Annotated in this window: 25 protein-coding genes; 12 read left to right on the forward strand and 13 right to left on the reverse strand. The window is 36.8% G+C overall.

The features are described from left to right. Positions 1 to 115 precede the first annotated feature (115 nt). Positions 116 to 1,390, reverse strand: a complete 1,275-nt coding sequence (locus B5440_RS11810; protein WP_070054071.1) for a serine hydroxymethyltransferase — start codon at positions 1,388 to 1,390, stop codon at positions 116 to 118. 110 nt (positions 1,391 to 1,500) lie between these two features. Here B5440_RS11810 and fahA point away from each other — a divergent pair, with 110 nt between their 5' ends. Beyond that, on the forward strand, positions 1,501 to 2,790 hold the full coding sequence (fahA, locus tag B5440_RS11815) for a fumarylacetoacetase (RefSeq protein WP_070054070.1): 1,290 nt from the start codon (positions 1,501 to 1,503) through the stop codon (positions 2,788 to 2,790). Between the two features lie 209 nt (positions 2,791 to 2,999). Here fahA and B5440_RS11820 read toward each other — a convergent pair whose 3' ends face one another. Both B5440_RS11820 and ytxJ read right to left on the reverse strand, forming a co-directional pair. Beyond that, a complete protein-coding gene (locus B5440_RS11820; RefSeq protein WP_070054069.1) occupies positions 3,000 to 3,239 on the reverse strand; it encodes a hypothetical protein in 240 nt (79 codons plus the stop codon). A 93-nt stretch (positions 3,240 to 3,332) separates the two neighbouring features. Then, a complete protein-coding gene (gene ytxJ, locus B5440_RS11825) occupies positions 3,333 to 3,722 on the reverse strand; it encodes a bacillithiol system redox-active protein YtxJ (RefSeq protein ID WP_070054068.1) in 390 nt (129 codons plus the stop codon). A 183-nt stretch (positions 3,723 to 3,905) separates the two neighbouring features. Here ytxJ and clpB point away from each other — a divergent pair, with 183 nt between their 5' ends. Next, positions 3,906 to 6,512: an ATP-dependent chaperone ClpB gene (clpB, locus tag B5440_RS11830; RefSeq protein ID WP_070054067.1), complete on the forward strand. Its 2,607-nt coding sequence runs from the start codon at positions 3,906 to 3,908 to the stop codon at positions 6,510 to 6,512. A gap of 72 nt (positions 6,513 to 6,584) precedes the next feature. Here clpB and B5440_RS11835 read toward each other — a convergent pair whose 3' ends face one another. Beyond that, positions 6,585 to 6,770 carry a CsbD family protein gene (locus B5440_RS11835; RefSeq protein WP_070054066.1) on the reverse strand — a complete coding sequence of 62 codons (186 nt, stop codon included), beginning with the start codon at positions 6,768 to 6,770 and terminating at the stop codon, positions 6,585 to 6,587. Between the two features lie 120 nt (positions 6,771 to 6,890). On the opposite strand from B5440_RS11835, the gene B5440_RS11840 reads away from it, so the two are divergent. Both B5440_RS11840 and B5440_RS11845 read left to right on the forward strand, forming a co-directional pair. Next, positions 6,891 to 7,988, forward strand: coding sequence for an esterase-like activity of phytase family protein (locus B5440_RS11840; RefSeq protein ID WP_070054065.1), 1,098 nt, complete (start codon positions 6,891 to 6,893; stop codon positions 7,986 to 7,988). 3 nt (positions 7,989 to 7,991) lie between these two features. Next, the gene (locus tag B5440_RS11845; RefSeq protein WP_070054064.1) at positions 7,992 to 8,534 is read left to right on the forward strand and encodes a phosphoglycerate mutase family protein; all 543 of its coding nucleotides are present in this window, start codon (positions 7,992 to 7,994) and stop codon (positions 8,532 to 8,534) included. Positions 8,535 to 8,655: 121 nt separating this feature from the next. On the opposite strand, the gene B5440_RS11850 is transcribed toward B5440_RS11845, so the two are convergent. Next, on the reverse strand, positions 8,656 to 9,243 hold the full coding sequence (locus tag B5440_RS11850; RefSeq protein WP_141728123.1) for a hypothetical protein: 588 nt from the start codon (positions 9,241 to 9,243) through the stop codon (positions 8,656 to 8,658). Positions 9,244 to 9,360: 117 nt separating this feature from the next. On the opposite strand from B5440_RS11850, the gene B5440_RS11855 reads away from it, so the two are divergent. Further along, entirely contained in the window at positions 9,361 to 10,176 is an 816-nt protein-coding gene (locus tag B5440_RS11855) for a response regulator transcription factor (RefSeq protein ID WP_070054062.1), read from the forward strand. Between the two features lie 80 nt (positions 10,177 to 10,256). Here the strand turns inward: B5440_RS11855 and B5440_RS11860 are convergent, their stop codons facing one another. After that, positions 10,257 to 11,642 carry an NAD-dependent succinate-semialdehyde dehydrogenase gene (locus tag B5440_RS11860; RefSeq protein ID WP_070054061.1) on the reverse strand — a complete coding sequence of 462 codons (1,386 nt, stop codon included), beginning with the start codon at positions 11,640 to 11,642 and terminating at the stop codon, positions 10,257 to 10,259. Positions 11,643 to 11,772: 130 nt separating this feature from the next. Then, a complete protein-coding gene (locus tag B5440_RS11865) occupies positions 11,773 to 12,516 on the reverse strand; it encodes a DUF6503 family protein (protein ID WP_070054060.1) in 744 nt (247 codons plus the stop codon). Between the two features lie 241 nt (positions 12,517 to 12,757). On the opposite strand from B5440_RS11865, the gene B5440_RS11870 reads away from it, so the two are divergent. Further along, positions 12,758 to 13,192 carry a lipocalin-like domain-containing protein gene (locus B5440_RS11870; RefSeq protein ID WP_070054059.1) on the forward strand — a complete coding sequence of 145 codons (435 nt, stop codon included), beginning with the start codon at positions 12,758 to 12,760 and terminating at the stop codon, positions 13,190 to 13,192. A 14-nt stretch (positions 13,193 to 13,206) separates the two neighbouring features. Here B5440_RS11870 and B5440_RS11875 read toward each other — a convergent pair whose 3' ends face one another. Then, positions 13,207 to 13,698 (reverse strand): nucleotidyl transferase AbiEii/AbiGii toxin family protein, encoded by a 492-nt coding sequence (locus tag B5440_RS11875; protein WP_232756005.1) that lies wholly within the window; start codon positions 13,696 to 13,698, stop codon positions 13,207 to 13,209. After that, entirely contained in the window at positions 13,676 to 13,876 is a 201-nt protein-coding gene (locus tag B5440_RS11880) for a hypothetical protein (protein WP_070054057.1), read from the reverse strand. The genes B5440_RS11875 and B5440_RS11880 overlap by 23 nt, the downstream gene beginning before the upstream one ends. Positions 13,877 to 13,959: 83 nt before the next feature. Between B5440_RS11880 and smpB the strand changes: the two genes are divergently transcribed. From smpB to B5440_RS11895, 3 genes are all read left to right on the forward strand, one after another. After that, positions 13,960 to 14,424: an SsrA-binding protein SmpB gene (smpB, locus tag B5440_RS11885; protein ID WP_057480160.1), complete on the forward strand. Its 465-nt coding sequence runs from the start codon at positions 13,960 to 13,962 to the stop codon at positions 14,422 to 14,424. 7 nt (positions 14,425 to 14,431) lie between these two features. Then, complete coding sequence (locus B5440_RS11890; RefSeq protein ID WP_070054056.1) at positions 14,432 to 15,607, forward strand: MFS transporter; 1,176 nt, start codon at positions 14,432 to 14,434, stop codon at positions 15,605 to 15,607. Positions 15,608 to 15,682: 75 nt separating this feature from the next. Then, positions 15,683 to 18,172 carry a DUF5686 and carboxypeptidase regulatory-like domain-containing protein gene (locus B5440_RS11895; protein WP_070054055.1) on the forward strand — a complete coding sequence of 830 codons (2,490 nt, stop codon included), beginning with the start codon at positions 15,683 to 15,685 and terminating at the stop codon, positions 18,170 to 18,172. Between the two features lie 201 nt (positions 18,173 to 18,373). Here the strand turns inward: B5440_RS11895 and B5440_RS11900 are convergent, their stop codons facing one another. From B5440_RS11900 to ruvX, 4 genes are all read right to left on the reverse strand, one after another. Further along, positions 18,374 to 18,811 carry a DUF5606 family protein gene (locus B5440_RS11900; protein ID WP_070054054.1) on the reverse strand — a complete coding sequence of 146 codons (438 nt, stop codon included), beginning with the start codon at positions 18,809 to 18,811 and terminating at the stop codon, positions 18,374 to 18,376. 153 nt (positions 18,812 to 18,964) lie between these two features. Beyond that, positions 18,965 to 19,555 (reverse strand): peptide deformylase, encoded by a 591-nt coding sequence (gene def, locus B5440_RS11905; RefSeq protein ID WP_070054053.1) that lies wholly within the window; start codon positions 19,553 to 19,555, stop codon positions 18,965 to 18,967. Positions 19,556 to 19,596: 41 nt separating this feature from the next. Further along, positions 19,597 to 19,959 (reverse strand): four helix bundle protein, encoded by a 363-nt coding sequence (locus B5440_RS11910; RefSeq protein WP_070054052.1) that lies wholly within the window; start codon positions 19,957 to 19,959, stop codon positions 19,597 to 19,599. A gap of 99 nt (positions 19,960 to 20,058) precedes the next feature. Next, complete coding sequence (ruvX, locus tag B5440_RS11915) at positions 20,059 to 20,466, reverse strand: Holliday junction resolvase RuvX (RefSeq protein WP_070054051.1); 408 nt, start codon at positions 20,464 to 20,466, stop codon at positions 20,059 to 20,061. A gap of 88 nt (positions 20,467 to 20,554) precedes the next feature. On the opposite strand from ruvX, the gene B5440_RS11920 reads away from it, so the two are divergent. From B5440_RS11920 to B5440_RS11930, 3 genes are read left to right on the forward strand one after another with little or no spacing between them, the layout of a single operon-like run. Continuing rightward, a complete protein-coding gene (locus tag B5440_RS11920; protein WP_070054050.1) occupies positions 20,555 to 21,370 on the forward strand; it encodes a 2,3,4,5-tetrahydropyridine-2,6-dicarboxylate N-succinyltransferase in 816 nt (271 codons plus the stop codon). Between the two features lie 35 nt (positions 21,371 to 21,405). Further along, positions 21,406 to 22,473: a glycosyltransferase family 9 protein gene (locus tag B5440_RS11925; protein ID WP_070054049.1), complete on the forward strand. Its 1,068-nt coding sequence runs from the start codon at positions 21,406 to 21,408 to the stop codon at positions 22,471 to 22,473. Next, on the forward strand, positions 22,470 to 23,531 hold the full coding sequence (locus tag B5440_RS11930) for a CDP-glycerol glycerophosphotransferase family protein (RefSeq protein WP_079711136.1): 1,062 nt from the start codon (positions 22,470 to 22,472) through the stop codon (positions 23,529 to 23,531). The genes B5440_RS11925 and B5440_RS11930 overlap by 4 nt, the downstream gene beginning before the upstream one ends. The last annotated feature ends 37 nt before the right edge of the window (positions 23,532 to 23,568 follow it).

The following is a 23,568-nucleotide window of genomic DNA, read 5'->3' on the forward strand; positions in this document are numbered from 1 at the left end:
GGTCTTAAATACTGCTTTGGCTTTCATTACATGAAAATACTAAAAACCAGAAAATAATACAACAAAAAAGGCTGCCTTTTCAGACAGCCTCTTTCAAGTATAAGTTTTATGCTTTTTACACTTTAAAAAGTGGTTTTCCCTTCATCATAGCTTTTACTTCATTTTTCACAGCTTCCAACTCACTATCATTATCAATATTAGTGATCACACGCTCAATAAAGTCTACAATTTTAGGCATATCAGCTTCTATCAATCCGCGTGTTGTGACTGCCGCAGTACCAATTCTAATTCCTGAAGTCACAAATGGCGATTTATCGTCAAAAGGCACCATATTTTTATTTACCGTGATTTCAGCTTTACTTAAAGCTTCCTCTGCTTCTTTTCCACTTACATCTTTATTTCTTAGATCAATAAGCATACAGTGATTATCGGTTCCACCGGAAATAACCTCATAACCTTTATCCATAAAAGCTTCGGCCAGTTTCGCTGCATTCTTTTTAACCTGTACGGTGTAATGCAAAAACTCATCGGTTAAGGCTTCTCCAAAAGCAACCGCTTTTGCAGCGATAATATGCTCTAAAGGCCCACCCTGGTTTCCGGGGAAAATTCCGCTGTTAAGCAAAGTAGACATTTTTTTAAGATTCCCGTTTTTCAATTTTTGTCCAAATGGATTTTCGAAATCTTTACCCATCATAATAATTCCGCCACGAGGCCCACGAAGGGTTTTATGTGTCGTTGAAGTTACGATATGACAATGCGGCATTGGATCGCTAATTAAGCCTTTGGCGATTAGACCGGCTGGATGGGCGATATCGGCAAGTAAAATTGCCCCTACACTATCGGCGAGCTCTCTAAATCTTTTATAATCTATTTCTCTTGAATATGCCGATGCTCCGGCGATAATCATTTTGGGTTTTTCCTTTTCGGCTATTTCAGCAACCTGGTCGTAATCTATAAGTCCGGTTTCTTTATCTACTCCGTAAAAAACAGGATTGTAAAGTTTTCCAGAGAAATTTACAGGAGAACCGTGCGTTAAATGCCCACCGTGAGAAAGATCAAATCCTAAGAATTTATCTCCCGGATTTAAACATGTATGAAATACAGCCGTATTTGCCTGGGAACCCGAATGTGGTTGCACATTAGCATATTCAGCATTAAATAATTCTTTTAAACGATCTATGGCCAGTTGCTCAACTTTATCTACCACTTCACAACCGCCGTAATAGCGTTTGCCCGGGTAGCCTTCAGCATATTTATTGGTAAGAACAGAGCCTGCAGCTTCTAAAACCTGCTCGCTTACAAAGTTTTCGCTGGCAATTAGCTCAAGTCCATTTAGTTGGCGTTCTTTTTCTTCCGCAATTAAATTAAAAATTTCGGTGTCTCGTTGCATCTCAAAAGTTTACGTTAAATATTCCTCAAAAGTAAGAAATACATTCGGTTAATAACAGGAAAATAATATATTTGGATTCATTAGATTTCTTAATAAAAACAAAAAATTATATGCCTATTACAGCTAACGACCCAAATAGAAAAACCTGGTTGGAAACCTCGGAAAACACCGATTTCCCTATTCAGAATATTCCTTTTGGGGTATTCCTAACCCGGGACGATGTAATTACCATAGGCTCCCGTATTGGAGACTTTGCCATAGACCTAGGTGCTTTGCATCAATTGGGCTATTTTGAAGGAATTCCATTAACCGATGATATATTTTTACAGGACACCCTAAACGACTTTATCTCTGACGGAAAAAAGACCTGGCGACTGGTACGTAACCGTATCGCCGATATTTTTGATGCAAATAATGAGAAATTAAGAGATAACGAAGAGCATAGAAGCCGTGTGCTTTTTACGCTAGATGAAATTGAAATGCAAATGCCGGTTCAGGTTGGTGATTACACCGATTTCTACTCTAGTAAGGAACACGCTACCAACGTAGGAACAATGTTTCGTGATCCAGACAACGCATTATTGCCAAACTGGCTACACATTCCTGTAGGTTATCACGGAAGAAGTTCTTCTATAATTCCAAGTGGAATTCCTGTTCACAGGCCACAGGGACAAACCAAACCAAAAGATTCTGATACTCCAGTTTTTGGACCTTCAAAAAGAGTAGATTTTGAAGTTGAAATGGCCTTTATAACCACAGATGCGAATGTTTTGGGAGAGCCAATTCCAATAGACGAGGCCGAAGATTATATCTTTGGAATGGTATTGTTTAACGACTGGAGTGCCAGAGATATTCAAGTTTGGGAATATGTGCCTTTAGGTCCATTCCTGGCGAAGAACTTTGCTTCTTCTATTTCCCCGTGGATTGTTACTTTAGATGCTTTAGAGCCTTTTAGAACTGAAGGACCTAAACCTGAAGTAGAATTATTTCCATATTTACAGAGTACAGGTAAGAAAAGCTTTGATATTAACCTTGAAGTTTCCCTGAAACCTGAAAATTCTGAAGAAACACCGCTGGCAAAAACCAATTTCAAGCATATGTATTGGAATATGAGTCAGCAGTTAGCTCATCATACTGTTAACGGTTGCCCGGTAAATTCTGGAGATATGATGGCTTCGGGAACTATTTCAGGGAAAACCCCAGATAGCTATGGTTCTATGTTAGAACTTTCCTGGAAAGGTGAAAAACCAATTAAACTTAAAGACGGAAGCGAACGTAAGTTTATTGAGGACAATGATACGGTAATCATGCGCGGGTATTGCGAAAGCGAAGGCCGTAGAATTGGTTTTGGTGAAGTAAGCAGCCAATTATTGCCGGTTTTTGAACCTAAGAAAAAATAGATTCCTTGGTGATATCTTTTTTACCAAAAAAGGCTGTTTGAAAAGTTATTCAAGACGTCATCCTGAACTTGTTTCAGGATCTAATTTGATGGAATTAATCACAAGTTAGAAGCTGAAATAAATTCAGCTTGACGGCGATAAAACTTTTCAAACAGCCTTATATATTTTTAATTAAGAGCCTCTAGTTGAAGTTAGCTTTAAAACTTATTTTACTTTTTTTTATTAGTTTTCTCCTTTTGCGCTTGATCCATAAACTCCCGTTCTTCACGAGCACTGGCCTTTTCAGAATTTTCTGATTTCTTTTTGGCTTTTTTGTCTTTGGATTCCTTCTTTTTATCAGCTTCCTTTTGTTTCAAATCTCGAAACTCATCCTGTTCCCTGTTAGCGTCTTCCTCTTTTAAAGACTCCCAATTTTCTTCCAGTTTTTTTATATCCTCTTTTTTGGCCATTGCAATTTATTTAATTGATTTCATTACTTAAAAGATACAAAGGCAAATCGATCGAAATTGAATTGAAAGCAACTTTAACAGGATTTTATCGGCTTAGCTTATCTCTTCCAATTTCGCAGCATCTATATCCTGGTGGGATGCATGATGTACTACTTCTTCATTTTGCAAAATAATAAACTGCGGACTTTCATGCCTTACATTTAATTCCTCGGCAACCGCGTTAGAAACATCCCGATGCTTTCTCAAATCCAGAAAATAAAGTTTCGTATTTTCATTTTCCTCAAACTGACTTTCGAAATTCCTTAACACCATTTTACTGATTCCACAACTGGTAGAATGCTTAAAAATACCAACAAGCTTATCATTAGATTCCTCTTTGGCTATAGTTATTTGATCTTTATCGGTTAAATCTGTCCATGGAAAAGACGACTTTTCTTTCGTCTCATCTCCGTCACTTTTAAATATTTTATCTAGTAATCCCATAGTTAATTTTCTTTCGTATAAAATTAATTCTTAATAAATTTAATCTGCTCCTCAATTCAAAAATATTTTTAGAAATTTTAACCCAAGTGTCAATTTGGCGTTAAATTCAGAATAAAACCGGTCATTTTGTCTTAATGTTTTAATGGTATATCAATTGCTCTATTCTTCTCAAAAACAACAACTATGAACTTCAACAATTTTACTATAAAATCCCAGGAAGCCATCCAACAGGCTCAGCAGCTTGCTCAGGAAATGGGACATCAGCAAATTGAGAACGAACACATTTTTAAAGCAATAAGTATTGTAGACGAAAATGTAGCTCCTTTTTTATTGAAAAAACTAAATATTAACGTCAGCCTTTTTAACGATATTCTGGATAAAACTTTACAAAGTTTTCCAAAAGTTAGCGGCGGTGATATTGTCCTTTCTCGCGAGGCCGGGAAGGCTGTCAACGAAGCTTCTACTATCGCAAAAAAAATGAAAGATGAGTATGTTTCTATAGAACATCTTATTCTGGCTATTTTTAAATCTTCAAGTAAAGTGGCTCAAATCTTAAAAGATCAGGGAGCAACTGAGAAATCCTTAAAAGCAGCGATAGAAGAATTGCGAAAAGGCGATCGGGTAACTTCGCAAAGTGCTGAAGAAACCTATAATTCACTTGATAAATACGCCAATAATTTAAACCGAATGGCTGAAGAGGGAAAATTAGATCCTGTGATTGGCCGCGACGAAGAGATTCGTAGAATTTTACAGATCCTTTCCCGAAGAACCAAAAACAACCCAATGTTAGTTGGAGAACCGGGAACTGGTAAAACTGCCATTGTCGAAGGTTTGGCGCATAGAATTATTGCCGGTGATGTACCAGATAATCTTAAAGACAAGGTAATCTACAACCTGGATATGGGCGCCCTTATTGCCGGTGCAAAATATAAAGGTGAGTTTGAAGAACGCCTTAAAGCGGTGATAAAAGAAGTAACCTCTAGCGATGGAAATATCGTATTATTTATAGATGAAATCCATACACTTGTAGGTGCCGGTGGCGGCCAGGGCGCTATGGATGCAGCGAATATTTTGAAACCTGCTCTGGCTCGTGGTGAATTGCGTGCTATTGGCGCCACTACTTTAGATGAATATCAAAAATATTTTGAAAAAGACAAAGCGCTGGAAAGAAGGTTTCAAAAAGTAACGGTAGATGAACCTGATACTGAAAGTGCAATTTCCATTTTACGCGGAATTAAAGAGAAATATGAAACCCACCATAAGGTTAGAATCAAAGATGAAGCAATTATCGCAGCGGTAGAATTATCGCAACGTTATATTACAAACCGGTTTCTACCAGATAAAGCTATAGATTTAATGGATGAAGCGGCTTCTAAACTGCGTATGGAGATCAACTCTAAGCCTGAGGAACTGGATGTTTTAGACAGGCGGATAATGCAGCTGGAAATTGAAATTGAAGCTATTAAGCGTGAAAAAGATGAAGCTAAATTAAAAGTGCTTCGAGCCGAATTAGCTAATCTAAAAGAAGACAGAAACGAGTTGCACGCACGCTGGCAGAATGAAAAAGGTGTGGTAGATAATATCCAGAATTTGAAATCTGATATTGAAAACTTTAAAGCGGAAGCCGAACGCGCCGAGCGTGAAGGTGACTATGGAAAGGTAGCTGAAATTCGCTACGGAAAAATAAAAGAAGCCCAGGAAAAACTGGAAGAACTGCAAAAAACCGTAGCCGAGAATCAGAATGAAAAATCCCTGATCCAGGAAGAAGTAACAAACGAAGATATTGCTGAAGTTGTAGCTAAATGGACCGGAATTCCGGTGACCAAGATGTTACAAACCGACCGCGAAAAATTATTAAAACTTGAAGATGAGTTGCATAAACGTGTGGTTGGCCAAAACGAGGCTATAATCGCAGTAAGTGATGCAGTGAGAAGAAGTCGCGCCGGTTTACAAGATCAAAAAAGACCAATTGGTTCTTTCTTATTCCTGGGAACAACAGGAGTTGGAAAAACCGAGTTGGCTAAAGCGCTAGCAGAATACTTATTCGATGACGAATCTGCAATGACGCGAATTGATATGAGCGAATACCAGGAAAGACATTCGGTGAGTCGTTTGGTAGGAGCGCCTCCGGGATATGTTGGTTACGATGAAGGTGGCCAGCTTACTGAAGCTGTTCGTAGAAAACCATACTCCGTAGTACTTTTGGATGAAATTGAAAAAGCCCACCCAGATACTTTCAATATCTTATTGCAAGTGTTGGATGAAGGAAGGTTAACCGATAATAAAGGACGCCTGGCAGATTTTAAAAACACGATTATCATCATGACTTCCAATATGGGAAGCCATATAATCCAGGAGAAATATGATAATATGAAAGACCTGGATACCGCAATGGAATCTGCTAAAACAGAAGTGCTGGCCTTGCTGAAACAAAATGTAAGACCTGAGTTTATAAACAGGATAGACGATATTATTATGTTTAGTCCTTTAACACAAAAAGATATCAGAAAAATTGTTTCCCTTCAGCTTAAAGGCGTTAAGAAGATGCTGGAGAAACAGCATATTGTTCTTGATGCTACCGATGAAGCAATTAGTTTCCTTGCCAGTCGCGGTTTTGATCCGCAATTTGGTGCAAGACCGGTAAAAAGAGTAGTTCAGCGGGAAGTTTTAAATAAACTATCTAAAGAAATTCTCGCTGGCAATATTAAAACCGACAGCATCATTCTGATAGATGAATTTAACGAAGAGTTGGTATTTAGAAATGAAACCAACCCGGTAGAAACAACATAAACTTTAAATTATTAAGCATAAAAAAAGGCTGGGAAAATTTTCCCAGCCTTTTCTCTTTTTCATAGGTGTAAATTACATCCTATCAATTTCTTTTTTTAATTCTTCCTTAGATCTACCGGTTTTTTCCTGTAGACGACCTAGCATTTCATCAAACTTTCCTTCAGAATAAGTGGTGTCATCATCGGTTACATTGCCATATTTTTGTTTAAACTGGCCTCTAACTTGTTTCCACTTTCCTTCTAACTGATCTTCATTCATAATAATTGGTTTTAGGTGTTAATTATAAATCTAAGATACAAGATGACTCCCGCGTAAACTCTCAAGAAATTCCCATAATTCTCTTAAGGATTTGTTATTTTTGACAATTAAAATCCTTCAATGAAAAAGTCCCTTTTACTACTTGTTACGCTTACCACATTATTTAGTTGCGCCACCACCAAAAAGATTGACGAAACCAATTTAAACCTACGCTATTTAGACGATGTGGTTATTCCCCAAAATCTTGAAATTGGCGGAACCAGGGTAGGAGGACTTTCTGGTATAGATTACCACAAGGGGAATTATTATTTGGTGTGCGACCAGCCTTCTAATCCAAGAATTTATAAGGCCGAAATTCCACTAATTAATCGTTCTATAGATACTGTTTTAATCAAGGAAGTAATTAAGCTGAATAAAGAGGAAGATTTTTACAACAAACACACTCCAGATTTAGAGGGAATTAGATTTGAACCTGAAAGTGGAACACTGGTTGTTTCTGCTGAAGGTTCTATCCAAAATGGCAAAGACCCTTCGGTCTTTCAAGTTTCCACCGAAGGTGATTTTCTTTCGGCTTACGAAATTCCGAATTATTTTAAAGCTTCAGGAGAACAAAAACCAAGAAACAATGGAGTTTTTGAAGGAATAGCTGAAAGTTTTGATAAATCTGGCTATTGGGTAGCGATGGAACTTCCGCTAGAAAAAGATGGCCCAAAACCAAAAATATATTCCACCAACTCACCTATTAGAATCACCAAATTCAATAAAAAGTCACAGTCAGCTGAAAGTCAATTCACTTATAAATTAGATGGAATATCCAAATTACCCATTAACTGGTTTGCTGTGAATGGCGTGACAGAGATATTAGAATATGCAGAAGGTAAATTCCTGGTTTTAGAACGTGCTTATTCTGCAGGATACGGTTCTAACGGGAATACGGTGAAGATCTTTGATGTAGATACTTCAGAAGCGACCAACACTTTAGAGATTGAAAACCTCAGCAAAAGCAATTATCAAAATGCTGAAAAAAGACTGGTTTTCGATTTTAAGTCGGTCAAAAAATTTCTAACGAAAGAAACCATTGATAATATTGAGGGAATGACCTTTGGCCCTGAGTTACCTAACGGGAAAAAATCTTTAATCCTGGTTTCAGACGATAATTTTAGTAGCTTTAGTGAACAAATCACCCAATTTATTCTTTTAGAACTGGAAATCAATTAAGTTATGAAACGCTATTTTTTAATATTAAGTCTTATTCTTTTAACCTCCTGCAATTTTGGAGATAAAGAACCTTCGGAAATTATGGATGATGCTAAAAAGCCTTCAGAAGAAATAACCACATATTATTTTATTCGTCATGCTGAAAAAGATACCACAGATACAGCGAATAAAGATCCAGAATTAACTGAAACCGGCATAAAAAGGGCGCAAAACTGGACCAAAACCTTTAAAGACATTGATTTTGATCTAATCTATAGTTCAGATTATAAACGCACCGTAAATACTGCGAAACCAATTGCGGAAGATCAAAATAAAGAAATAAAATTCTACGATACTGAAAAACTCAACGAAAAGGATTTTCAGAAAAACACAAAAAACAAAACGGTTTTGGTAGTTGGCCACAGCAACCTTAACCCGGAATGGGTAAATTATATTCTAGGAAAGAAAAAATACCAGGATTTAGATGAAAGCGTATATGGAAGTCTTTTTATAGTAACTATTCATCCTAATGGAGACCGCACTTCGCAGGTTTTATATTTTGATTAAATAAACAGGGATAAAACATAATTATAGTTTGATTCGCCCCCTTAAAAGGAAAATCCTATCCCAATATTATAAATTAATCCCTTATAGATCATATCAAGGAAACCACTATCCGCATCTAAATTTAATTCCTGATTTTCTGAAGTGCCGTCTTCATATTCCACTCGTATGGGAAACTGGAAGGAAAAGGATTGAAGGCGTAACCTACTTCTGGCCTAAAATAGAAGAAGCCACCCCACTTCGCCCCCGCTTTGATGTTAACTGAATTATTAGAAAAATCTAAATAACCATCTCCGGTGGCACCGTTTTCATTTTCAGCAAAATTTGGCAAGTTTCCGTTTAAACCATAATTTGCATAACTTATTCCGGCATATAAACCTTTTCCCGGTTTAAAAAAGTAGTAATTAATACCTGCTTCAAAATAATCGAATTCCTGTTCCATAATCTCCGCCCCTTCCTCTGTATCAAACCCGAAGTCCCCGCTATCCATATTTATTTTAGAATAATCTGCACTTATGGCGAATTTTCTTTTCAGTAGCGGAAGCACATATTCTCCGTTTGCACTTATAAGATTTGGAATACCAGATTTAACCCCGATACGGAAAGGTCTCACATTTTCAAATTCATTTTCTACCTGTGTTTGCTGACCAATTGAAGTTGATGTGATCAATAAAGCGAAAGCCATAAGAAGTATTGACGAAAAGTTCTTCATCGTTAAATTATTAGTAAATCATTAGTTTTTCAAAGCTATAAATTAGTATCTAACAGAACAATACCGCTTTTAGGGTGTTTTTTTCATATATTGTAATGGCTGAAAAAATAGACTTTTATGAGTGCGGACTTTAATTCTATTGCCAATTATTGGAAAGAAACCTATAGCCAGGAATGTAAAAACACTAAAAAATATGAGCATTCAGCTCATTTTAAAAGAATGGCCGATTTTATGGCGCCAGGGAAATCTTATTATTATATCGCAAATTTTCAAAGTTTAGAAATTGAAATGATTTCTGACTCCGTGTGTAAATTCATTAAAAAAGACAGCATACCGGAAGATGGGGTGAAATTCCAGGAAATTTTAGCTTTGGCACTCCCCGAAGAGATTGAAAAAATTCAACGTAAAGAGCAGGTAATAAGAGACTTCTTTGTAGATTATTTACCAACTAATAAAGTACAGGATTATAAGGTGCTATATACTTATGTAATTAAAGATAGCGGGGGTAAACGCCGGGTTATGCTGCATCAGGCCACAACACTTTCGCAGGACAAAGAAGGACGTTTTGTACACGTCTTTAGCATTCATACAGATATAAGCCATTTAACCAATCAGAGTGTTGAGGAAATTTCATTTTTAAATATTCGTGGTGGTAAATCTTATCTAAATGTGCCTACCAAAAAGGGTAGATTTGAACCCGAAAATCATAGTGACGAAGCAAACATAAAAGATCAGCTTTCAAAGCGGGATTTGGAAATCACTAAATTAATATCCGAAGGTTTAAACGCTGAAGAGATTGGAGAGCGGCTTTTTATTTCCTCGCATACGGTAAGAACACATCGAAAAAACATTCTTAAAAAAACCGATTCAAAAAATACTATTCAGTTGGTTGCACGTACTATTGCAGGCGGATTAATTCAACCTGATCTATAAAAAAAGCCCGAGAAAAATTTTCCCGGGCTTTCTTACTTTTATCATCGAAATTCTTAACCTTAACAATTCCGGAGCACTAATTATCCATTCAGGATATTTATCGCTTTGGTGTTTACAAATTCTTTAAGTCCGAAACCACCGTGTTCACGTCCGTATCCTGAATTTTTAACGCCACCAAAAGGCATATTTGGTTGTGCAAGCCCAAAAGAATTAATGAATACCATACCGGTATCAAAATGCTTACTGGCCAATTCTACTGCCTTATCTACATCTTCAGAGAAAATTCCTCCTCCAAGTCCGAAACGGCTATCATTGGCAATTCTCATTGCATCCTCATCATCTTTGGCTTTAATTAAAGAAGCAACAGGACCAAAAAGCTCATCGTCGTAAGCGGGTTGGCCTGGTTTTACATTTGCCAGCACTGTCGCCGGATAATAGTAACCATCTCCATCTGGAATATTACCTCCACACAAGACAGCCGCGCCTTTTTTAACGCTATCTTCTACCTGCTCGTGAAGTTCCTCTCGCAAGTCTTCTCGCGCCATTGGTCCTAAATCACTTTCTTCGCTCGTTGGATCTCCAGCTTTTAAGCTCTTCATTTGTTCAACAAAAGCTTCTTTAAATTGCTCGTATACTTTGTCTACCACAATAAAACGCTTGGCCGCAACACAGGTTTCACCATTGTTATAAATTCTTCCCTGTACACACCATTTCACGGCTTTTTTTACATCTGCATCTTCCAGCACCATATAACCGTCATTAGAACCCAGTTCCAATACCGTTTTCTTAAGGTTTGCTCCGGCTTTTTCACCAATAATTTTTCCTGCACCTGGGCTTCCGGTTAGGGTAACGCCACGCACCAGGTCATGTTCAATTATAGCATCTGACTGATCGTGATCTATCAAAATAACCTTAAATAGATTTTTTGGCAAACCTGCTTCATTAAATATCTTCTCGATTAGCAAACCAGACCCGGTTACACTCTCGGCGTGTTTCAACAAGACTCCGTTTCCAGCCATAAGGTTGGCAATAGCATAACGAATAACCTGGTAAGCAGGGAAGTTCCAGGGTTGGATTCCGTAGATTACTCCAAGTGGTGAGTACGTAATTATTCCGCGACCGCCATCTGGTAATTTACGTTCTTCATCTTTTAAATTATCTGGCCCATTTGCCGCCGTCCATTCACAAATACCCGCACAAAGGTCAACTTCCTGTTCACCTTGCTTGAGAAGTTTACCCATTTCAGAAGTCATTAACTTCACCAATTTGTCCTTATGCTCAGTTATTTTTTCCCCAATGGCCTTGATCACTTCGGCTCTTTGCTTGGGAGATTTTTGACGCCATTTTAAAAATGCCTCGTGACAATCTTCCACAGCATCTTTCGCTTCCTGGTCTGTAAAATATTTATAGGTCTCTAATTCTTTTCCCGTTGCGGGATTAATGGTTTTAAGTGTTTTCTCTTTCATAACTTTTTTTTGGAATTTTAAAGTTATGAAGTGTACTAAAGAATAAGGGCTAAGGCGCTGTTAAAGCTTTTAAAACAACGCGTTAATTATGAAGAATTAACACAAGAAAGTAAGAATTTCCGAAGGTTTTTTACTCTAAAAGCTTAACCTCTATTTTCTTATTTTCAATTTTAGAAAGTAATTCCAGTTGCCTGTCTTCGTACAGATCATCCAATTCACTTAATGGAGTACTCAAGTCGTCGGTTTTATAATTTTCGTAATCTACAAAGCGAATTCCTTCTATAGTTCTGGGATTATAGGCTTTTCTAAAACGCAATCCGCCTTCATTAATTTCAAAACTATAAGCAAGATAATCTACGTGATAATTTTGGGTGTTGATCCAATACATATAAACATCTTCGTGATCTTCACCACCACCTTCAGCATCAAAAGTCACTTTTACTTCATAATATTCTTTATTATTAATAGTGTCTTTTCCAATCAATTCTTTATTCACGGCATCATCATTTAAACCAAAAGGCAGCTGCATAAAATAGTGAACCGAATTTACCGAGTTAGCATAGACAGTTTCCATAGAATCTGAAAGTTTTACCACTGTATCTTTATAAAACCTGGTAAAGCCATCATTATTTACAACATCGCGATATTGAGTTCCGCTAGAATCGGGCATAATACGCTCTAGTTCAAAATCTCCACCTCTACGCTCACTTTTGTAGGTCCCATTTCTAAAATCAAAACTAATTTCAGCATTTTTATAACGTTCCCCACCGGCCTTTGCAATGGCTTTATCAATAATTTGCTGTGCAGTTTCCTGTTTGGTATTACAAGCATAGGTTAATGCAATAATAAGAAGCCCTAAAACGTACTTTTTCATCCGTAAAATTATAAGTATTTGAAGGCAGCAAAGGTAGTTAAAATGCTAAAAAGACACCTAACATAGTTTACATATACAAGTAAGCCTCAGATTTACTCGATAATCGAGATTAAATGCTCCGGGGCTTGCCTCGAAATTATATTATATTTTCCAATAATGATGCTTGGTGAGCTTGCTCCGAAATTGTTTACTTAATTTTAATCCCATTTTACTATTTTGCAGCTTCAAACCAAATACACCTATGAAAACTCGATTTTTACTTTTAGCCTTTTTAAGCTTTGGATTATTTACCGCCTGTGAGGTAGAGGATGATTCCCCTGATGCCACGCAACAGATCAATGAAGAATTACTAGGCACCTGGTATTTTGATGCTATGATTGTAGAAGATGAAGAAATACCTTACGATGACCATGAAGAATGCGGCAAGGATTATATTGAATTTAACGAAGATGGTACTTATCAGCAAGTAGATATTTGGGGTTGTGAAGAAGATATTGATGCGGAAGGCACATATACAGCAACCGAAAACACCATTTCCCTTACCTTAACTGACAGCGAAACGGTTGTTTTGGATATTGCCACACTAAATGCTGATGTACTTCTTATAGAAGGTATGGAAGATTTTGATGACGATGGCGAAGAAGAAATGGTACAGCAGAGGTTCACAAGGGAGTAAAAAATCTAAGAAGTTTATTCCAAATTATGGATTTCTTTTAATTGTTGGATATCTAATAAATCCTTTGGTCTCCCAGCTTTCAACTTACTTTCAAATAAATCTTCCAAAGAAAGAACGTTTATTTTAGAGATGGCATTCTGATTAATCATAACTTCGTGACTTTGTGCAAGAGCTTCTTCGAATGTTTTCTTTAGAAAAAATCGAGTGATTAATTCAATATTAAAATCTGAAGGACTAAACTTTAGTGAGATATTTTGTTCCTGCCTTTTCACTTTCGGAGGTAAATCTTCAATTTCATAACCCAATTCATTTAGAATCTTTAGAAGTTTATCGAAATTCTCTGGTGTTGGTCTAAACCAAAAATCAACATCAGCAGAATGGCGTTGATATCCGTGAAAATTAACTGCTCCACCCCCAACCAATAACATTTCTAATTTATAAGTAGTAGCCAACTCTATGAAAGAATTCACCTCTTTTTTCCATTTATCTATCACGGGTTTTCTCAATTATAAAATTCCTAGGTAATTTATATTTATTAGCCGAAGGTTTTTCATTCACTTCAAATAAACTAATATTCTCCATTAATTCCAGAAAACGTTGAAAGCGTTCTGCCGGATTTAATTTCAGAAAAGCCTTTTGCTGATTGGCTTTACTTTGCTCCTTTGTAGTGTAAGAAATTTGCATATTGTAAATATAAGAATATTCATTCGCTATTTTAAAAGCTTCTTAAGCTGTTTTCTAAAGAAAGCTTCCTATTTTTGTTGATTATGAAGAAGAATACCAACACCATAAATATAAAGAACCGCAAGGCAAGATTTGAGTATGAAATTCTTGATAAATACGTGGCAGGAATAAAACTGGCGGGTACTGAGATTAAAGCAATAAGGCAGGGAAAAGCTTCTATTGCTGAAAGCTTTTGCGAGTTTCAGAATAACGAACTTTTCGTGATCAATATGCATGTGGAAGAATATTCTCATGCCACACATTTTAATCATAATCCAAAGAGTGAGCGTAAGCTATTGTTGCAACGCCGCGAATTGAGAAAATTGGAAAAAGAAGTTAAGAATTCCGGACTTACCATTATTCCGTTACGAGTTTTTATTAACGATCGCGGACTTGCGAAAATGCAAATTGCACTTGCAAAAGGCAAGAAGCTCTATGATAAACGGGAAACTATAAAAGACAGGGAAAGCAAACGAAAATTAGACAGGATTAAAAAAGAATACAACTAAATCCTGGATGAAGCCGGCAAAACAAATTTTACCCCTAATTGTTTTTTCACAGTTTTGCTGCACCTCGCTTTGGTTTGCCGGGAATGCGGTAATGCCAGAGCTTTACCTCAACTTTAATTTGAATGAAGAAGCATTGGGGCATTTAACCTCTGCGGTTCAGTTTGGTTTTATTTTAGGGACACTCATCTTTGCTTTTTTAAGTCTGGCCGATAGGTTCTCCCCCTCAAAACTATTTTTTATTTCTGCCGTTCTCGGAGCGGTCTTTAATCTCGGAATTGCTTTCGAAAACAACAATCTAAACACTTTACTCCTACTGCGCTTCCTTACCGGATTTTCTTTAGCCGGAATCTATCCCGTAGGTATGAAACTTGCCGCAGATTATTACGATAAAGGTCTGGGAAAATCACTTGGATACCTGGTAGGCGCACTTGTTTTAGGAACTGCTTTCCCCCATTTTTTAAAGTTTTTTACTGGCACCGAAAACCTCCCCTGGCGTTGGGTTATTATAGCGACTTCCTTGTTCGCATTTCTGGGCGGATTTCTAATTTTCTTATTTGTTCCCAATGGTCCTTTTAGAAAAGCAAAAGGCAAGTTTAAGATTGATGCAGTTTTAAGGGTTTTCTCTAATAAAAAACTACGCAGCGCAGCTTTTGGATATTTTGGCCATATGTGGGAACTCTATACTTTTTGGGCTTTTGTTCCTATTATTTTGGCCGCTTATAAATTCTCTTTTCCCAATAGCGATTTTGATATTTCATTCTGGTCATTTCTTATTATTGGTATCGGTGGAGTTTCCTGTGTAATGGCAGGTTATATTTCAGAAGTTTTAGGAGTAAAAAAAACAGCTACTATAGCTTTGTTGTTATCAGGAATATGCTGCATTGCCTTTCCTTTTATCTTTCTGCAAGCTTCAACCGTTGTTCTTATTACTTTTTTATGTTTTTGGGGAATTGTGGTTGTAGCAGATTCACCCTTATTCTCTACCCTGGTGGCCGGTAATGCTCCACCAGAAATTAAAGGAACAGCACTCACCATTGTAAATTCAATAGGCTTTGCCATTACTATTGTAAGCCTTCAGTTAATTAATTATTTGTATCATTTGGAACCTGTCTATAGTTTAAGCCTGCTTGCCATTGGGCCTGCATTCGGGCTATTGGGGTTATTTACGAAGAAAAGATTATAAATTCAGAACACATTTAAATCAACGAACCATAACAATTTTACTTATTTTTCCATTTTTTTAAATTAATTCATCATCATGCATCAAAAAATTATCATCATTTTTCTTATTCTTTCATCGTTTAATTTAACCGCGCAAATTACCGGCAAAGTTACCGACACCGAAAATAAGATACTTCCTTACGTAAATATTTATACCGAAAACGGAAAATTTGGAACCACTTCTAATGAAAACGGGGTTTACGAATTAAAAATAAACAGTCCGGGAGATTATGATCTGGTCTTTCAGTTTTTGGGTTATCAAACACAAAAGAAGACTGTTTCTATTGAAGAATTCCCATATCAACTAGACATAAGTCTGAAACCGGAAACCACCAGTTTAGACGAAGTAAACATTTCTTCTGGAGAGAATCCTGCAAATGCCATTATTAGAAAAGCCATTGATTTTAGAAAGCGAAATGCCGAAAAACTAGAGGCCTATACCGCAGAGTATTATTCCCGCGGATTATGGCGAATTAAAAATGCTCCGGAAAAAATACTTGGACAGGAAATTGGCGACCTTGGAGGCGGCCTGGATTCTACCCGAAGCGGGATCGTTTATTTAAGCGAAACTATTTCTGAAATTTCCTATAAACGGCCAGACGACTTTAAAGAAAAGATCATTGCCTCTAAAGTGAGCGGAGACGATAATGGTTTCAGTTTAAACTCGGCCCAGGAATCTTACTTCTCATTTTACGAAAATACCATCGAGATTAATAGTGAAATGGTTTCACCAATTGCAGAGTATGCTTTTAATTACTACGATTATAAGTTGGCTGGAACTTTTTATGATGAAAACGGAAACCTCATCAACAAAATTTTGGTGAGTCCGAAGCGGGAAAAAGACCGTGTTTTTTCGGGCCATATTTATATAGTGGAAGACTTATGGCAAATTTTTGGTGTAGAGCTGCAAACAACCGGCCAGGCTATTCAGGTACCGCCGATTGAAACTTTAGATTTTAAACAAAACTACCGGTTTTCAGAAGAAAATGGTTTTTATATTCAAATTTCACAAACCGTGGATTTTCAATTTGCAATGTTTGGGATTTCCGGAGATGGACGGTTTACCGCGGTTTACAGCAATTACGATTTTAAACCTGAATTCAACAAAAACAGTTTTGGCAGTGAGATTATGTCTTTTGCAGAGGCAGCCAATAAAAAAGATTCTACTTACTGGCAGAAGTTGCGACCGGTGCCGCTAACCGATGAGGAAATTAACGACTATGTAAAAAAGGACAGTATTCAAACCCTAAGAAATTCCAGGCCTTACAAAGATTCTATTGATGCGGTGCGAAATAAATTCAACTTAACTGCTCCAGTTTTTGGTTATTCCTGGCAGGATTCCTTCAAAGACAGGTATTTTAATATAAGTTCTCCGCTAATGGGCATGCATTTTAATACCGTGCAGGGCTGGAATACTTCCAGCACAATTTCTTATAGGCAGAATGACGCTGAAGACGAGAACTCCGGGAAATTCTGGCGTTTATATACTACGCTTAATTATGGTTTTAGTGATGATCGTTTTAGGATAAAAGGAGGATTTCAGAAGCAATTTAATAATTCCAGCAGACCGGTTTTAAAAATTTCTGGCGGAATAGAAACCGTACAAATTAACGATAGAACACCAATCTCTGAGCGATTAAACGATATCACTACCATATTCTTTGAACGCAATTACCTAAAACTTTACGAACGTTCTTTTGCCGAAATCGCCTACCAGCAGGAAATTTCTAACGGACTCTATTTCTTTGGAGATTTTAGTTATGAAAACAGGAATCCGCTATTTAATAATACCGACCAGGTAATTATTGATAATGAAGGTGTAGAATACACTTCCAACAATCCAATAGATCCTCAACACTTTGGCACTATTTTATTCAGAGAACACGACATTTTCAAACTGAATCTTACTACCAGAATAAGATTCGGACAAAAATATATGAGCTATCCAAGCGGAAAATTCAATATTAATAATGAAAAATATCCTACGCTATATTTAAGCTACCAGAAAGGTTTTGCTGCCAGTATAGAAGAATATAATTTCGATCAATTTAAAGCCTCGGTAACGCAAAGCTTTAAACTGGGAAATAAAGGGGAATTTGGTTATAACTTAAACGGGGGTACGTTTTTAAATGCTGATGAAATGGCCTTTCTAGACTACCGCCACTTTATTGGCAACCAAACCCGGGTGAATAATGGATTTAGTAATTTATCCAGATTCAACCTCCTGCCCTATTATGCGATGAGCACCAATAAAACTTATGCTGAAGCTCACGCCGAACATGATTTTAAAGGTTGGATTTTAGGGAAAATTCCATTTTTAAATCAGCTGAATTATAATTTGGTAATTGGCGCCCATGCCTTGTATACCGAAGACCAAAAACCATATTCTGAATACTCGGTAGGAATTGATAATCTTGGTTTTGGAAAATATAGGTTGCTAAGGTTAGATTACGTAGTTTCCAATATGGATGGCCAGCGGGAAAGCGCGTTTATCTTTGGCTTGAAATTTTTAGGGGTTTTGGATTAAAATTTTGCTGAAATATTATCATGTTAGGATCCTGAAACACCCCGAAGCTTCGGGACAGGATGACGTATTTTCAAAACAAAAAACCTCACAGATTTGAACCTGTGAGGTTTTTTTGAATGTCATTATGAAAGAAGTGAAGTAAACGCTCTTTGTATTAGCTAACTTCTAGCAATATTACTAATTATGTAAGTTTTGTAAGTTTTACTCTTCTTCCCCAGAATTATCCTTATCTACCGGCTTTTCCTCTTCTGTTGCGGCAAAATCTGTAATTCCGTTTTTAATTAGCAGGTTATACCATTGAAAGATCTTTTTCATGTCGCTGGCATAAACACGATCTACATCATAATCTGGCAAAACTTCGGCGAAATACTTCTCCAATTCAGCTTTATTAGATTTATGACTAATCGCTTCTCCTCCATTTTCCTTTTCTTTCATCTTTTCAAAGATTTCCGCAAGCGGAACTTCTTCGGTATATGTATAGATGGCGATTTCGCTTAACAAACTTACATTATGGCGAATATTCACGGCCATTTTTTTTCCGTCAGGAATTGATTTTACAATAAATCCGCCGCGGCTTTGTGCGGTTAGCTCGTATAAACCGGGTTTTCCCGAAATCGCTAATATTTTATCTAATCCCATAGTATGTTTTTATTTCCTCTGTGAGGGTTTTATTCCCCGAGTCTTAGCTCGGAATTATAAAATAGTTTTCTAATTTCTGCCTCGTAGACCTTTGCGAGGTTTTTGATTTTTAGGCTGGCAAATATCAGCTGCCACAACTAATTATCAAAGTGATTAACGCCCTTTTTTCATTTCGGGAAAACGCATTTTATAATCGATCTTAATTTTCCCTTTTGAAATGCCGGCGAGTTTACCTTTAAGCAAACGCTTCTTTAAGCTGGAAAGTTTATCGGTAAATAAAATTCCTTCAATATGATCGTATTCGTGCTGAATAACTCTGGCGGCTAAACCGGTAAAAGTTTCCCGATGTTCTTTAAAGTTTTCATCCTGGTATTCTATAACGATTTTTGGCTTTCTAAAAACGTCTTCCCTAATTTCAGGAATACTTAAACAACCTTCGTTAAAAGCCCACTCTTCCCCTTCTTCTTCAACAATAGTTGGGTTGATAAAAACTCTTTTCAGTTTTTTAAGTTCTTCCCGTTCCTGTAATTCTAACTCCTCATCCTCTGCAAACGGACTAGAATCTACAAGGAACAACCGAATTGGGCGGCCAATTTGCGGCGCGGCTAAACCAACGCCAAAAGCATTATACATGGTTTCCCACATATTTTCTATCAATTCATCCAGTTTTGGATAATCTTCCGGAATCTCTTTACATTTTTTTCGTAAAACCGGATCCCCGTAGGCTACAATTGGTAAAATCATTCTTCTTAGAATTTATATTTTATAATGAATAATTTATAATATCATTTCCCGGAATTGTGGTTTCTTACCGCCGTAATCCTAGACGCGATAAAGATCGATGTCAACTCTTTGGCTTCAATTATCAAATCTTTTGAATCTTTCTCATTTAGCAGATCTTCATCCTTCGCGAATTCTATCCAGAAAATGCATTCATCAGCTTCTTCAATTACTATTCCTAATTTTGAAATAAAAGCTTTTTTTGATTGCCCTAAACATGCGGCCCTGTAATTCGCTGTAACAGAAGTACTACATCTAATTAACTGACCCTCAATATGGCTTCCTAATTTATTCTTCGGAAGTTGTATTGCCAATTTCACACATCTATGTGCAAAAATATTGGAACGTTTAATTAAGTCAGTTTTCATTACCTCAACCTAAAAATTATTCATTAATCATTATTCACTATTCATTTTTTTAACGTCAAGCTGAACTTGTTTCAGCTTCTAATATTTTTCTAAACTAAACTATTCGTATAAATAAGATTGCAGGATAATTGTTGCACTAATTTCATCTATAAGCGCTTTATCTCTGCGTTTCTTCTTTTTAAGTCCGCTGTCTATCATAGACTGAAAAGCCATTTTTGAGGTAAATCTTTCATCTATTCTTTTAAGCGGCATTGCAGGAAACTTTTTAATAAAAATTTTTAAAAATTGCAGGATATAGACTTCAACTGCAGAAGCGGTATCGTCTTTTTGTTTAGGTTCTCCTACCAGCACCAACTCAACGTTTTCTTCTTTAAAATATTTTTCAAGAAAATCCAGAAGCTCTGGTGTTTTAACGGTAGTTAATCCTGAGGCAATCATTTTGAGCTCATCGCTAACGGCAATACCGGTGCGTTTTGTCCCAAAATCAAGTGCCATAATTCGTGCCATCTTCAAAATTTGCGCAAAGGTAAGGTTTATATTGCTTTAGAACCAAAAATTAGGCTTAAGCTCTTATATTTGCTAAAAATCAAGAAAAATGGATCATTTAGAAGCTAAGATCAATGAAGCCTGGGAAAACCGGGATTTACTAAAAGATACAGAAACCATAAAAGCCATTCGCGAGGTTATTTCGCTTTTGGACGCCGGAAAATTAAGAACCGCAGAGCCTACCGAGCAGGGCTGGAAGGTAAATGAATGGGTAAAAAAAGGCGTGGTACTTTATTTCCCTATCCAGCAAATGGAAACTTTAGAGGCAGGAATCTTTGAATATCACGATAAAATTCCGTTGAAAAAAGGTTATAAAGAAAAAGGAATTCGTGTAGTTCCTAATGCAGTGGCAAGGCACGGAGCATATATCTCCAGCGGAGTAATTATGATGCCAAGCTATGTGAATATTGGTGCCTATGTAGATGAAGGCACTATGGTTGATACCTGGGCCACAGTAGGAAGCTGTGCGCAAATTGGCAAAAACGTTCACCTTAGTGGCGGAGTAGGAATTGGCGGGGTTTTAGAACCTTTACAAGCTTCTCCTGTAATTATAGAAAACAATGCATTTCTTGGATCAAGAAGTATTGTAGTGGAAGGCGTTAAAGTTGAAAAAGAGGCTGTGTTAGGCGCGAATGTGGTGCTTACCGCTTCCACCAAAATTATAGATGTTACCGGCGACGAACCTAAAGAAATGAAAGGGATTGTACCGGCAAGATCGGTAGTAATCCCAGGAAGTTATACCAAGAAATTCCCTGCCGGAGAATACAATGTTCCCTGTGCATTAATTATTGGAAAACGTAAAGAGTCTACCAACAAAAAGACTTCTTTAAATGACGCGTTGAGAGAATACAATGTAGCGGTGTAATTTTAGCTATAGGAAAGCTAACAGTAGAATCGCAGATGAAAATACTTATAATTCAGCAAAAAATGGTTGGGGATGTGCTTACATCCTCAATCTTATTTGAAGCCCTTCGGAAGAAATATCCGGAAGCTGAATTACATTATTTAATCTATCCACATACTAAACCAGTCGTAGAAAATAATCCTTTTATAGATAAGGTTATTGAATACGCTCCGAAGATTGGAAAAGATCCCGTAAAATTCCTGAAATTTTTGAATTTTATCCGCGGGGAATCTTATTCTGAAATAATTGATATCTACTCTAAAATAAGTTCTGGTATTATAGCCAGCTATTCGGGCGCGTCGATAAGACTTGGTTTTCAGAAGAACTATACGCGTCCATTTTATACACAAACTTTCACCTACAAAGAGAACCCGGAAACCCACGCAGGCCTGGCGGTAGAAAATAGAATGCAAGTTTTAAAAGGGCTTGATCAGGATTTTCCTAAAGAGCTAAAACCTAAAATTTATATTTCTTCGGAAGAAAAAAAAGTCTTCAGAAATAAACTTCAAAAACAAGGCGTTGATTTAGACCATCCAGTAATTATGTGCGGCGTATTAGGAAGCTCCAGTATGAAATCCTATCCCGGAAATTATATGTCCTGCCTTTTGGATGAGTTGATTAATCAGGTACCAACCGCTCAAATACTTTTTAATTATTTGCCCTGGCAAACCGCTGAAGCGCAGAATATTTATAACCATTGTCAATCCGCGACCCAATCTCGAATTTTCCTGGATATTTACGAAAATTCTCTAAAAGGCTTTATCCTTAATGCTGCTAATTGCGACCTTTATTTTGGTAATGAAGGTGGAGCAGCAAATATTATGAAAGCATTGGAATTACCTACTTTTTCCATTCACTCTCCGATTGTAAAGAAGAATTATTGGGCAATTTATGAAGATGACGAGAAACACGTTTCGGTTCATCTTGAAGATTTTCAGCCTCATCTTTTTACAAGTTGCCCACCTAAGTTCAGTAAACAAAAGAATGCCGCACTCTACCAGAAACTAAATCCTGAACTCATTAAATTAAAATTAAATGAGTTTTTAAAAAACCTCGAAATATGAATTATCGGTTTCTAATTTACATCAGCTACACCTATGCATTTCCAATTGGAGAACCTTTGGAAAAGGAAATTAAAAAGCGAGGTTATGAGGTAAAATGGTTTGCTGATGAACCAGAAACCCAAAAAAAATTCAGTAAAGACAAAGCTGTTCTAAAAGATATTCAAGAAGCCATTGCTTACAATCCTCATATTATTTTAAGCATCACCAATAGTATAGCCGATTTCCTGCCTGGTTTAAAAGTGCAGGTTTTTCACGGTATTGCGCCAAGTAAGCGCAATTTCAAAAAGGGTCATTTTAGAATTCGGGGATTTTTTGATCTATATTCCACTCAAGGTCCATTTACCACCCAACCTTTTAAAAAGCTTCAGAAAGAACATCAACATTTTGAAGTGGTAGAAACCGGTTGGCCTAAACTAGATCCTTTATTTCCATTAGAAGAAATTCCGAGGGAAAAACCTACTATCCTAATTTCCTCAACTTTTAGTAAAAAACTAAGTTTAGCTTATAATGATGAAGTAATAGATGAAATAAAGCGCATTTCTGAAATAGGAAAGTGGGAATTTAAAGTGGTATTACACCCAAAAATTCCGCAGGAACGAGTTCAGAAATTTGAAGATATCCAAGGTGAAAATCTCGCCTATTACGACACTACCGATCTGATTCCACTTTTTAGAGAAAGCGACGTCTTGTTTGCTGATTCAACATCGGTAGTAACAGAATTTTTACTTCAGGAAAAACCGGTGGTGACTTTTAGAAATACCCAACCCGGCCCGCATTTAATAAATATCACTGAGGTTGCTGATATTGAAAAAGCATTGGAAAATGCGTTGGATCCCGATGTTAGTTTACTTGAAAAGATTCAGGAATTCAATGCAAATATGCATCCCTATAAAGACGGAAAATCGAGTGAGCGTTTAATAGATGCTTCAATAAAATTTCTTCACGCCGATAAAAGCCATTTGAAGCCTAAACCTTTAAATCTCATTAGAAAGCTAAAGGTTCGTAATAACCTTGCTTTTTATCCGTTAAAAACTTACCGAAAACCTCCAACCTATTAAATACTTAAAACTAGATTGTAACATTCGTTGAAAAGTT

This window comes from Salegentibacter salarius, from assembly GCF_900168265.1.
Lineage (GTDB): Bacteria > Bacteroidota > Bacteroidia > Flavobacteriales > Flavobacteriaceae > Salegentibacter > Salegentibacter salarius.